This window comes from Dyadobacter ginsengisoli DSM 21015 (genome assembly GCF_059568735.1).
In genome coordinates, this window is sequence record NZ_JCANTY010000003.1 from 1,051,430 (window position 1) to 1,065,710 (window position 14,281).

General features: G+C 49.2%; 3 protein-coding genes. All 3 read right to left on the reverse strand.

Annotated features, from left to right (window positions below):
• Positions 1–139 precede the first annotated feature (139 nt).
• On the reverse strand, positions 140–7,228 hold the full coding sequence (locus tag BP71_RS15085) for an RHS repeat domain-containing protein (RefSeq protein WP_496380542.1): 7,089 nt from the start codon (positions 7,226–7,228) through the stop codon (positions 140–142).
• Positions 7,225–7,995 (reverse strand): hypothetical protein, encoded by a 771-nt coding sequence (locus BP71_RS15090; protein ID WP_496380544.1) that lies wholly within the window; start codon positions 7,993–7,995, stop codon positions 7,225–7,227. Before BP71_RS15090 ends, BP71_RS15085 begins: the two co-directional genes overlap by 4 nt.
• Positions 7,996–8,074: 79 nt before the next feature.
• Complete coding sequence (locus BP71_RS15095) at positions 8,075–14,266, reverse strand: hypothetical protein (RefSeq protein WP_496380546.1); 6,192 nt, start codon at positions 14,264–14,266, stop codon at positions 8,075–8,077.
• Positions 14,267–14,281: the final 15 nt, after the last annotated feature.

The window sequence follows — 14,281 nt, forward strand, 5'->3', positions numbered from 1 at the left end:
AGAAGGTGAATCCAAAGTTAAAGTCTCTGCAATGAGTATCAGGAAACAATAAACCAAAGGCTGGAATGAGCCAATAAAAGGAAAACTTTTAAGGACAAGATGAGCCGAACACCTTCCCTTCGGTGTCCGGCCCCGGGACTTAATCTTTGTATTTAGGGTTGGGATCATTTAAGACCGAACCAGCAGAATGATCCATTACCCCTCCCACGCCTTCGTGCAGCGACATAGACTGCATCTGATTGGACGATCGGCCTGGCCGAGTTATCCTGGTAGTCCCCTTTCTGACAACCGGTTTTGGGCCTGTTCTTTTGGGAGTTCCCAACATATTGTCACCGATGCTAATGCTTACCGGAACATCCTGAGCCTGAACGGGTAACGAGGATGGTGATATTTTGTCCGACTTCGTCAAACCCTGGTAACCGCTTTCCAACAATGTCGAACCAATAGACGCCCCTACTTCCGTACCAATGCTGACGGATCCTTCAAGGCCAACGTCCGCGGCACCTTTTAGCGCAGTACCACCCGTAATCACACCGGATACAATATCAAATACAAATGATTCCCCTGGTTTGACATCTGCAATGGTTTGTGTTTGTTCGATAGAGACGTCTACAGACGCTTTCAGTAAAATATCTGCGGCTTCTTTGGCGATGTCCTTTCCCACGCTTCCGCCAGGTAAGCTTCCCATTACAGCTGACACTCCGACATCAAACCAGTCGACCTTGTCGATATCTCCTTTCGCCGCTTGCCCAGCCAATGCAACTCCACCACTTACCAACCCTTTCGCCACATCTCCCTGGCCCATTGTCGCCACTGTCAGGGCCAGAGTCCCCATGCCTTTGGCTGTTCCTGCTGCAACCTCTTGCTGCATATCCTTGTAATCCTGAACATCCTTTTTGCTTGCACCTCCCACTTCCATCATCCGTATTTCAGCCAGCCTTACCATCCCCTCCTTGTGTTCAAACCCACCATCTTTATCAATGTAGAGAACCGGGTTATTGGCGGCATACAAATACGGGCTTCGCTCCGGGAACGATCTGATATGCGGATCCAGACTCAGGAATCTTCCCACCCTCGGATCATAAAACCGCGAACCATAGTCATAGCTACTACCTCCTCCTTTGAGCTCGTCATCCTTTTCTTTTCCATTGTAACCGTAGCGATAGCTTGTAGGCGAATAGCTCCGGCCGGGTTGCTCCGCTCCGAAGGGATCATAGTTACTGTACGAAATGATGTGGGTTTTATAGTCCGAGCCGCTTTCCTGCGCCGTTTTAGGCCGCTTCACATCAGAAATAACAGCACGCACATTTCCTAAGTGATCCTGTAACTCGTAGTGTTTCTGATCGATCCTCCTGCTCACGGTCAGCGTATCGCCCGTTACCGGCAGATTATTTGAATTAGGGACGATGATAAGTTCCGGCTTGTACATCCCCAACCGCTTGTTACCCATGAGAGGAACCTCCGTTAGTTTGAACTCCGTTACCGCCCCTTTTTTCTTCTTTTCATACATGCTTTGAAGGGTCCCTCCGGCATCATAAACATAGAAGTAACTGTTCGTTTCGACTCCATTGGCCAATACCGTTTTCCTTACCCTGTTACCGTTACCGTCATAAACAAAACGAATGCTCTGCCCGTTGTTCTTCAGGACTTCCCTGACTTCCCTGTTCAATCCCCAGGCTATTTTTAGGATGCCCTCCTGCCGATCGGCGACAAGATTTCCATTCTCGTCATAAGCATAGTTATTAGCCTCTGCCTGACTGTCCAGGTCGGTCCCGTAAGCACCGGCTGGCGCTGCATCCACAATCTGCCGGAGGCGATTTGTCCCAGGTAAATAATGATAGGTGAGCTCGTCCATGGACAGTGAATGCGCCTGGTATCCCTTGCGGGTAAGCTGTGCGAAATTACCGTTTGCATCGTAACGCGCTTTAAAAGCGTAATCAGGTTTTTTAACAAAAGAATTGATATCCAGACTTGCAAACTCCGCAGCTTTCAACCTGCCCAACTCGTCGTAACGGTAATGCTGGCTCACTGGCTTTTCAAACTGTAATCCACGGTTAAGCGCCTCTATGTTGCTGCTCACACTTGCAATATTGCCGTCGTACAACGGATGACTGAGGGTATAGTAAGGGTTGCCCGGCATCCCACGCAAGGGTGAGCCGGCCCGCTGAAAGTCTCCCTTGTGATATGCAAGCAGAGTTCCAAAAATATCCTGCGGGATTTTACTTCCGGCAATGCCATCCTTCGAAGGATCGTTAGCGGGAGCCAGGCTAGGGTGGTTAATGGCTTTCAGCCACCCCTGCAAAGTATAAGCAAAATCCACTCCCTGAACTTTATCCTCACCCAGCACCAGTCTTTCCAATGGTCCGTGCGCAGCATAGTTGTAGCTCGCGTCCCGATCCCATATCAGGTTGTCCTTCGATGTAAACAATGCTGTGATCCGGTTGTCGCCGTCGTAACTGTACTTGTGGTAAAATGCATCGGTCCTTCCCGGATTGTAGGTCACCTTTAGTACCAAGTTAGTCAGGATATCATACTCATAGCCCATATAGTTGACACCTAACTCGCTCATTTGCTGAGCGGTCCATTCCACATTGCCATGCGGATCATAGCTATAATAATTATGCACCTGGTCACCCGGCGTATTCAGCGATCCGTCTTCGTCTGTAAAACGGTGAGAAATTCTGTTGAGCAGATACCGCTGCCTGTGGCCCTGAAAAGCAATGGTAGCCGTTGGAACGCCGTATTCTGAGAATACACGCTGCGCACCCTGAGACGGAAACGCCACGGACTCCAGCTGCCCCAAAACTCCGCTCATCGAGCCATTGTAAGATTGGTTACTTTCTCCGCTCTCTATAATCCGATCCAGCGCGTCGTACTTCACGTAAGAGTATCTGCCTGATTTTTTCTGATTTGAATCCTGTGAAAAACGCGGCAATCCTTTTCTGTTATAATAAATGGTATTTTCTCCTCCGTCCGCATTGTTGGTATGGACCATTTGTCCCAATGCATTGTACTCGTATTCCGTGATCAGCGTATGATCCGGATGTACTTTCCGTTGCTTTACATCGGGATCGGCGTTCGGATTCAAAAGATGCACTCCTTTTGGGGGAACCGTTTTCACCAAATGCCCCGCACGGTCATAGTAATACAGCGTGTAATGGTAATAGCCCAGCTTATATCCGATGGAATAACTATCTACATTGGCATCCAGACAGGTGCTGGCGTATTTCTGTTTGAACGCAGCAACCGCTTTATCGATAATGGTCGCGCCCTGGTTCATCACATATTCCTGCATATAGTCGATTGACTGCTCTTCGCACGAAACAGGTTTGATCACATCGGGATTCTTGAATGCCGGGAACGGTTTCCATTTCAGGCATACTGCCGGACACTGCTGATCGGCACAGATCCAGTTACAGATTTTGACTTTGCCGGTGACAGGTGCGCCGGATACGCCCGTCGCGTGGGTGACATAAAACAGGTCGCAGCCCACTGCCTCGAATACTCCATTGTCCCCGTATTTTACGGTGATCTGCGTCGCACCGTCGCGGCATTTGTCGCGGCCGGTCGGAGTAACCGTCGGGTCAAAGGCCGCGATAGCCACGTAGGTATTAAAAGCCGCACTCCCGCCAGGTTTCAAGCCCTTCCTTAGACCATTGATCAGGTTGTTGAGATGACCTGCCAACGAGTTGGTGGCACTCACGGAACCACCTACGTAAACCCAATTTTTATCCGGACAACTACCTCCGACCGGTGTGGGTTTCAGCTCATACGAGAAGGTCATTACGATACCCATCTGCTTGACTTCCGCCGGTGTCCCTACCTGTGTAATGAGATTCGGATTGTTGGGCGCCGTTGAAATGGTCAGCTGGCATCCCTTCTGGCATTCTGCCACGAGCTTTTCAACCGCGCATTGCACATCCGCTGCAGTAACAACCACCTGGCTTGCATTCGTCGCCTTTTCCAAGGGCGCATAGACATAATGGTCATCTGCCAGATACTCATTGATCAACACCTGCCTGAATGATTCGGCCCTGTTCTCGCAAACCGTCTTGCAGGAATCCATGACGCTTTGCGCCATTGTCAGAATCTTCTCCTTATCCGACATTTTGGACAAATCGGGCAAATCCGGCGGCAACGGCACTTCGGGTGCATTATAGCAATTATACAGCACGACCCAGGCACTATCCCCGGCCGGGAAGTTGGGGTACACGGGTGGATTTACCAGTTTTTTACTCGCAGCAAAAGCATTGGCTGCCTGAACGCAATTCGCAGTAACCGCATTCCCGTTGATAAAAGCATACCCATGGGAATAGTATCCTGGCTGACCATATCCAGGAAACGCCTGCCCCTGGAATTGCCTCCCGGCAAGGTCCACGAAATTCTTTACAAAGTCGTACTTTTTACCATTTTTCTTATAGTTTTGATAATTAACCTTCCATCCTTCTACCGTCGCGAACCAGGCATCCCATAGCTGTTCGCAAGTGTATTTCTTTCCTTTTGTGATAAACTTGCCGTCCAGCATATCCAGTACCATCTGGTTAAATTTCTGCTTGGTGTAGTTTGGGTAGGGAGAAAACATCTCAAATTTGATATTGGGAATAGCGCCCCATATCACATCATTTTCCCAGCGGTCGACTAGCATCTGCGCGAAGTCGGCATTGGGTGGGCACTTCTTTTCAGGACATTGTTCAAAAGGGACCAGGATAGGGTCACAGCTGGTAGGGACAATGAAATTTTCACCTTTTGCATCCAGTTTATAATGGGCGGCCAGATATGTATTCAGCCCTTTGAGATTATTCTGCGCTATATAACCCATCACAGGAGAAGGGTCAAATATCGTTTTCAGCTCCTCTTCGAGTTGCGTTCTGTACTTGGCGGCAGCTTCTTCCAGATAGCTTTGTCCGGTGGCGGGGTTTACATTATTGATCGTTATCTTTTTCTCAGCCACATATGATCCTGCCGGCAATACACCGTAGTTGATCATGAATGGAATACTCTGCCCCTGTCCACACGACCCCGGTGGGATGATCAGTGAATCCTTTTTAGGGAAGTTGCCCAGCCCGTCTGCGCTTTTCAGATAAAAATATACCTTGTACTCGCAGCTCACACAGTAGGAACCGCAGTCCGCGGCAATGGTTTTCGGCGTGATCTGATAAGTCGCCTGCACCGCTGTTGGTTCGGTTAGCGGGAATGATTTGGAACTCACGAGCCCATCCGGAACAGGCACTGACTTCGTAAATTTTTCCTGTATGTCGACTGGCTGAAAATCAAGGCTATCCACGAGGTCTTCACCGCTATTGTTGTATGATAAACAAGTCGCCAGCAGCTGCCCCTCATTGTTCACATATTCTACGGTTTTGGTCTTGTTCCCGTTCGAACTGATTTTCTTCATGACCGAGTTGCCCGAAGGTGCCTCATCTCCAAAAATAGCTGTAAGTTCGTCATCGGCAACGCTTCCGTAGAAGAACTGGTTTGTTCGTGAAGAATCCGTCCGGATCCGATGGACGGGCCCCGGCAGTGAATACTCCGTCACTTTGTCTTTCCCATCCCGGCTAAGGAGCGTGCGGGTATAGGGGTAACCTATTGCGGCCGGAACCGTCTGGTCGGGATTGCTATCGGAATAATATTGCGCCAGCGGTCCCTGCGTAATTGGGTTCGGGTTATTAAAATTCAAATCCGTATCGAAGTCCTTGGCGCTGTACAATTCCCCCTGCGTATTTTTGGCAAATCCCGGAATATATTGCAGAAAGGCCTGTGTAACCGGAGCCGTCATGGTCGTGAGGCTCGGCCGGCCGCTAAAATCGTGTACAGTTGCATTAACGAGCACATTGTCCTGGCTGGGTAAATAGGTTTGACGCTGCTCAACCTGACCCAATCCATTCGCAAACATGATATTTTCCCTCGTTTGAATGCCTTTACCCTCAGCATACCCCAGAAAACTGCGCGAATAAATCCAGTTCAGGTTATCGTTGAACTGGTTATAAAAAAAACAGAACGGACCGGGTGAACCGCTACTGATACTAACCGCCTGATTATGAAGAAACGACATGGACCACTGCCCCCAGTTCTTATGATTCGCAATTCCTCCGGGATAGTAATCGCCAATGGGCCGTACCCGCCAGCCATAGTAGCCGGAACCTTCCACGACCGTCAGTGTAAGGCTTTTCGCTGCCGACTGTGTTTCCATGGTCAGTGCTTTCGACCAGTCTATCACAGCATCGATGTCTTTGGCGTTAACTATTTTCTTTCCGTTTTCATTGTAAAGACGTACGAGCTGAAATTCGTAGTTTGGATAACTGGCACATCCGGGCGTCTGCCAGCTGAATGCGACCTTATTGGTTCCCTGCTGCCCGATATTGACAGGCATGAGTGTTACAATAGGTGCTGCCTGCACATCCGTTTTGTAACGCTGTTCCACGCTGGCACGTAACCGGATCCTGCTCGTTAATGCAGGGAATGCCGATGCGCCGTATGAAAGTACCTTTACCTCATATCTATATACGTCCGCATAAGACTTGCTGAAGTCCAAGCTGAATACCTGCTCCGGTGCCTGAGGCGATATCGTTAGTTTTTTTACGTAACTCGTCGCAGCAACCGGAATATTTCCATTGACTGAACCATAGGCCGTAATCCCTACGGTTACTGATACGCCGAAAGCATTTTTACCTATCTCATAGTCGTCTCCGGCATCCAACCTGATCATCACCCTTGCCTGCTCAATCTCCTGCTTTACGCAATTGGCAAAATTACCCGGACAGTGATCGAACAAAATGCTTTTTTTAATATTGGTGTTCCCCATTTCACTGTGATTGAGAACCACTTCATTCACGGGGTCGGTCAACTGGACGTTCAACTTGTTTGATACAAATGAAAATGAAGGCATTCCGGTTATACTGTGCTCCGCCGCGCTTCCTCCACATTCCCATAATACCTTTACCGGACTCCCGTAGGGCAATGTAATCGTTTCAACCAAGGCTTGCCCCGAAACAATGCGGCCTCCTTTTACCGTCCATTGCACATTATTCAAGTTAGCCGGGGGAGCCGGGTTGGATATTGCGGTATATTCGGCAACACTCCCACGCACCACGCTGGTTGGGCCTGATACCGTTGTAGTTGCAGCAAGCAAGGATGCCCCGGTCGATATCGAATAAAAAAAGCAAATCCATAGGAGCAAGGGATGCCAGTTCAGCCGACGGGTCATCCAAAAAAAATTCGTCTGATTCATTGTCTTTTCTTGCGGTTATCAATGAGTTTAAAATCCTTAAAACGAGGTAGCAACGTTTGCTCACGGGTCAGTACCGACTCCAGTGCTGGTTTGCTCATTTTCCTCCCGGAATAGCTGTAATCAATATTCTTGAATACACATTCCAATGTCTTCAAACGATGTCGGGGCTCATACGCAATGGTGAAGCCCTTCATCTTCCCAGCCTTTTCATCCATTACAAAATCGATCGACCTGATTTTGAAATGCTTTACCCCATCTTTAGTCAAATCTATCCTGACATGCTGGTCTTTATTACCGTCAGCAGATATGCGTAATGCACAGTCCGTCGCCTGGGCATATTCGAAAAGGCTGTCCTGAAGAATACCGATCTGCCGCAGCCGGTCCGTCTGCCATTTGCGCCGGTCCGCGGGCGGTTGCTGGATGAAAATCATTTTGCGTCCTGGCAAGACAGAAACTAATGCTTTTTCGTCCTGGTACAATTCGAGGTCCTTACTCTCAAGGTACGTTCCGTGCTTGCTTACATACACTTTCACTTCGCTCTGATAGGTCCTGGCCGTCGCCGCCCCTGTCGTCGCGTGGATCGAGTAATGCACAAACCGGGTGTCGTTGCCGAGCGCCATGGTCAGTTTGACTTGCTGGTCAAAAAGTGCTTTCAGTTGTTTGAAACACGGCTTGTTAGCTAATTGCTTAATTTTAATATTCGGTGTTGCCTTAGACAAACCGGATACCAGGCAGCAACAAAAAAGTAATTTGGTAATGCTTTTCATAGTGGATGTATGGATGTTTCACGAAGAGCGCCATAGTCCAAAGGCAGACAATATGGCGCCCCTCCGGGCATACCTGAAGTTAGTTACGGTTCTGAGGAATGACGTGATACTGCGTTTCGGAGATCGTCTTTTTGCCTTTCTCTGTTTCAACGAACTTGCGCATTAGTTTTCCCTCAGGAGTATACTGGTAGTACAATCCAAAATGCTGATCATCGAAACTGGCCAGCAGACGCAACGTCGAAGGATCATAAACGTATGTCGTCATAGCACTGCTCCTGGGCTGCAACCGCACATCATCAATCAGAACACCTGCCGCCCCGGCACCCGATTTATATAGAATTGCAGGCGTAAAATTGCCGATAGCTGTGATTTCAGCCTCATACAACGACCATTCCCCGGTTTGTGCCACTTTTCGGCAATCAAAGGTTGCATTCCCCGTAGTAACTTTGAGAGCCGGGTGCTCCACTCCTGGAGTAATATCGTCCGGCAATACCTTGTTCTCCTTCACCCACACCTTCAATATCGACGGTTCCTGTGCCGCAATGATTGGATTAAGGGTCAAACTCTGATTGTTCAAAAGTGTCAGGGCGAACTTACCGGAATGTGCAAATGTGGTGGTGCGTTGATTATTACCCAATGGCAGCCCGTCTTCCAGTTGCTTTCCGGCATACAACCGTTCGAAACTCTCAAACTGGACTTGTCCGTAGCTTGCGTTATGTGCGAGCAGTGTCGGGAGTACATGATCATAGCCGAATTTCGCTACACTATGTTTCTCCGCGATATCAATTTCCTCCTGTGTTTCCCCATTGGGAGTATAAGCGGCAATCCTGCTTTGAGGCAACCACTTAGCGGGGTTATTGCCTGCCGGATCCTTGAAATTAAACAGCTGAAATTCTTTGAATATCCCAGCGTCTTTATAGATCCTGGCAGCACTTTTTCCCTGACTTCCCGGTATCAGCTCCGACTGATAACGGTGCGAGGAGGCCGGTCTCCACTTTCCTCTTTCACCACGCTCGTATTTGTCGGGCTTGGGCGGAGCGGGATAACCGTAGAGATCCCCGTCAAAATCCCATTGATCCGAATACAAGGTAGCGCTCGCAGCAATGACACCTCCCAGATTAACCGGCTTGCCCAAGAACTCAGGCCAGAGCTGGATACATTCCTGGACCAAAAGCGGCTGACAAATCTGGTTCGATCTGAAATAGACCAATTGCCCTTTGTCGTTTACATCAAAATAGGCTCCCTTGCCTGGTCCATCGTACGGCAATATGATCCGGCATCCATCCAGTGCCGACGGAGTATCCTTCACCTTCAACTGAATAGTACCCGGCAAAGGCCCCATCGACTCAATGCATGTCGTTGCCGGGATTGGACTATGATCCGGCTTCTTCACAAATGGGTACGCACTACCTACATTTAGGAGCTGGGCACCCTTGGTTTCAAATTTACCGGTCAATGCAGTTGCAAACTGCTTACGCTTGGCCAGTTCAGCAGCATCAGGATTCCCCAGATTTGGTACCTGCGGCTGCCCGTAGGTGACCACCTCGCCTGCAATAGTGCTTAGCTGATTGGTTTTCCCGCTTCTCAGTATCTCCACCGTTGGATTGTTGAGATTATCAGCACCTGATGCATAATAGGTTGTCGGGTACAACGGAATCCCGTTATAGTCGGCTTCACCCGAATGGTATATCCCTTTATCGGCGCCTTGCTGTACAAGCACGAGATCACCGGCAGCTATCGGCAACACGTTGGAGCAAACAGCCGCACCATTGGACGGACTACTCAGCTTCAGGTAATGGGTTCCGCTGATCTTCACTTTTTCTATCTTGACAGTAGAAGTGCTGGTCATCACCGCCCTTTCGTTCAATGCTTTCTGACCCATCGCGGAATATTCCGATGAAGCAGGTATCGAAGTGTTACGGTACATACCCGACTGCATTGCCTGAAGTTGCCCCAACTGCAATTTGTCAAAACCATCATAGGTCTGGGTTACAACAGGCCTTCCGGTTGCTTCATCAAATGCGACAAAGTCTGTCTGACTGTACAAGCCATCGGTGAAGGTCAGCACACTTTTCCGGATCGCGGGATAACGGGTAACTTTAGTATTGGCATGGGTTTCAAGAATACTCTCACTATATGTGTAAGAAGGGAATGCAGTTACAAACGGCACCACAAACAGGATATAAATACCGACATCGAGATCAATCTCCAGATTGCCGTCCTCATAAATATCCCGAACTGACCGCATTTCAGATGTAACGTCCATCTCCTTTCCTGCGTCACCCATTGCCACTGGCTGATTCACCCCGCGATAGAACGGAATCTTCTCCCCAGGTTCAAAATAGGTGAAAGATTGCTGAGCACTCAGAATCGTTTTATCGACGTTGTGCAGGTCGGTGTAGTCGCCGGAGTAGGTAGAAACGCACTTCACCTGGCCATGCATATTGTTGACAATGAAGTTAAAGCCCTGTGAAAGCCATACATTGCTCACATTCACATTAAAGAGTCCTGTCGGCAGAATCAGCCAGTCGTCTTCTTTATCCATGGGTGAGAAGCCCGCCCCATTTGCATCCAGGTTGGGATAATACTTATCATAAGGATAGTCGCGGGCCGTAAAATAGTCGGTCACAACAAAACCTTTATTGGTTTTCCCCGAGTGGATATTTTTTTGGATCACTTTAGAATATCCGATCGACGCCGTCGGCAATATCGATTCGCCGATGGGCCCCTCAGCCACTTTTTTATCGCGTCCGGCGATGATTTTATTAGCAAAGGATTGTTTGAAACGCGGCAGGAAACCTACCAGCGCATTTTCCTCCCGAATAGTGGCCGACTCATTAACTGCCACTCCACTACTGATCACTTTCCCCTTTTCATCGGTAGTCTGGTAAATATATTCCGAACCATATAAAACCTTGTCGCTGGTTTCCAGGCCCGCGTCATACATCAGCAGTCGCTTCACTCTAACGCCTCCGCCTTTTTTATCCCTGGTCAAAGGAATCCGGAGGTAGGAATCGACAGGGCTTATGCGGGTGCAGGTGGCATCGATATTGGGAACCAGATCCTCCGTCAGTGATCCTGCAAATCCCAAAAAGCCCATGATCACCTCAGCAGCGGAACCGCTGTCCTCAAAACCGCCCTGTGCATTACAATCACCGAGCGGATTAAGCTTACCGGCCCGGTTCGCTTTCAAAAATTCACGGCAAATCTGCTTGGGTACCGGCGTCCCACTGTCATCCTTCAATTTCAGGTATACCTTTCCACTCTCAATTCCCACTTCCGAAACCTTTGCATAACCATCGACGAACTCCCCATTGCATTTGCCCCCAGCCACTGTAGCCGTTTGACCGATTTCCAATAGCGTGTAGAAAAACTTAAAATGAATCCGGTCATCCGTCTTCAGATACTGATGCTCGATCAGATCTACCAGTTCCTCCTTTTCCTCCCCGGAGGTAATGCCGAGGTCGGCCAGGTTCAGATAGTACTTATTGTTCTGACTTTGGTCATCGCCGGGTAACAGACTGACCATTCCCGTTGCCAACCGGTCCTGAACATAATGATAATCTTTTTGCTCATACTGAACATGGATCTGTCCGCCCGATGGCAGGCCTATTTGCTTCAATTGCCATGCCGCAGGATCAAATACCGCATTGTTGGGCTGCTGATTTACCCAAGGTCTTAATTGCGCATACCGGTTTTCTCCATTAGCCTGATAATTTCCCCAGGCATCAATGTTAAATGGGCTGTAATCCGGATTCTGAGCCGTTGCGGAAATCTGATTGTATCCTCCCGGCAGGTTTTGATAGGGAGTTGGATAGGGAGTGACAGGATACTGATAAGTAAAGGTGTAGGGACTGATCTGGGCGTTCGTAATAGAACCGTATTCTGTCCACATCTTTTTCAGGGTCAACTTACCTGCTCCCGCATCTGCATTAGGCAGGCCTTTGCACAGGGAATAATCATATTGAAAATGGACCGTTTTGATTTTCTCTTTCGCATTCCCGTTTTCATCCTTTGCGTAGAGCTCGATCCGTTCGAGCTTTTGAAGCCTTTTTAAATTGCCATTCTTGTCACCCTTTGTCGCCGACACGTGATCCGACGCCGCCATTGCGTCTTTCCTCGCCTCACCTGACCCCTTAATAACAAGACCATTGGGCAGTGACAAACTGGTATTCCCAAGGACGAAGTAGGCAATGTGTGTCTTGGTTTCAATCGACTTCATGTAATAAATTTCCTTCTCTCCCGTCATCACCGAGCCGAGGTCATCTTTTCTATCTGAGAGCTCATTCCGGTGGTACAGCAATCCCTTGTATGGCGTACGCCAGGTAAACCATTGGCTTGCCGGTGATCCTGATTTGTCTGTAACCTCGCCGTTCGGTGCATTCCCTGGTCCGAATTGTCTCACATAATTAAACTTGGTATAGCCTCCGAAATCATCTCTCGATGGGCCGTCCATAGTCCGGTCAACATAGTCGGGTGTCGTGATCTCGGTCAGTAAATGAGAGGTGGTGTAAGGAGCTGCACTTTCCTCTCCGAGGATCACCTCAGGCTCATTCGACCCGGCTATGTCGCGGGTCGCCCAATAATTACCATGTACCTGTGTATTTCCTCCTTCCAGGCTATACTGCAGGTTCAGTTCGTTACGGGCATACACGGGAAGCCCGTAGACATAGCGGTTTCCATCTTCATTGGTCACGGCCAGTTCTCCAATGCCTTTGCCCAGTCCTGCTTCGCCCCGGTTCACAAAACCATTGGTCCCCGCATCCTGCGTGTATCGTTTATAAAACTTATTGTTAAGAGACTGGTTCATCTCTTCGTTTGTGTGGTAAGCAATGTAGGACGACCGTCCCGCACGCTTTCCTTCATTGGCGCTTTTGAATAATTCTCCCCCGGAAAGATCCAACGAAGCAGTTTCCGCGCCCGGCACTCCAGGGGTTTGTTTCACATCCGCAGAAAAAAAACCATCATGTTTTCCGAACAGTACATTACCCCCGAGGTCGTTATTGAACCGTGCAAAGACAAATTCGTCCTGACCTTCCGGCGCAAAACTATATTGTCCTGTATTGCCCGGTTGCTGCCAGGTGTCCGTTTCGAGAGAATGCCAACCCACACCAATGTCCAATCCTGCACCGACGTCCATTCCGGCTTCGATTTCCACTCCGAGTTGAATAATTTCCTCCTCATTTTTCTCATGATTGGGACGAAAATGTCCTGCATTGCGATTGTAAAACCGGAATCCTCCCCCGACACCTTCTCCGGATACAGTGAAATTATCTGCATTGTTGAAGGGAATACCCAGGAACAAGTCTCTCTTTTGATAGGGTGTTGACTTTTCAATATAATAATCCATCATGTCCTTGCCCTGGGCGTGAGCGGAGTACATATAGCCGAATGAATTCAGGTTCCTGTCCAGGCTTTGTTGCCAGGTGTAACTCCCCCAAACTCCGAAGTTCGGCCCCACCTGTACCGGTGCCGGAGTAGGCATCACACTGACGCCAAGCCGGTACGAAGCACCCTCGTAATGAACGCTATTCGTAGCCCTCACAGCATCGGAATAGGAAAAAAGCCCGTAACTGCTTCCCAGAAGAGTGATCCCCGACTGGGAAATCAGCTTATCCGCATACTTACGCCCCGTGGCTGAACTCTTGGTTGTAGGACTGTCTTCCGACTTTTTCTGCCCTTCCGCCACCTTGCTATTGATGTAGGCAGCAGGGTTCACACTAACCGAAAAACTCCCCTCGCCATCGGAAACATTATAGCCAAGACTGATAGCACCCGCAGCGAGATTTACTCCGGCTCCTACTGTATAGCCCAGCCCTTTGTAGTTATTATAACGCAGTTCGGCATTGACGGACAATGGAATGTCAAAGCTGAAAGCTTCCAGATTCCCTATCGAACCTCCGAGCCCCACTGTCCAGTTCTTGGGCATTTTATTGCGGTAGGTTACCTTTTTACTGTAAAAATCGTCGGGTAGCCCCCGCTTCTGACGATTGATAGCTCCGGGATTGAGATTCCATCCGTAACCTACCCAGGAAGCCTCCTCCTCCGGAGACGCACCACTGTTGTAAGCCAGCGATAACGCATATCCACCCCCACTCGCTCCGGGTACTTCCAGGACAGGTAGATTGTAGGTAAAATCTCCTGTGAACGGATTGATCATGTTGCTGGTGCTTACCGGTTCAAAACTGGCAAATTCCGGCTGACCCGGCCCACTGGTGAGCGCCCAACCCGAAGGGGGAAATACAGATTCCAACAAGATAAGACCCGACATGGCTAAGGCTATCTT

Bases quoted from the DNA above. Each gene is read 5' to 3' on its own strand.
- BP71_RS15095 (WP_496380546.1), bottom strand. From the start codon at position 14,266: ATGTCGGGTCTTATCTTGTTGGAATCTGTATTTCCCCCTTCGGGTTGG.
- BP71_RS15090 (WP_496380544.1), bottom strand. From the start codon at position 7,995: ATGAAAAGCATTACCAAATTACTTTTTTGTTGCTGCCTGGTATCCGGT.
- BP71_RS15085 (WP_496380542.1), bottom strand. From the start codon at position 7,228: ATGAATCAGACGAATTTTTTTTGGATGACCCGTCGGCTGAACTGGCAT.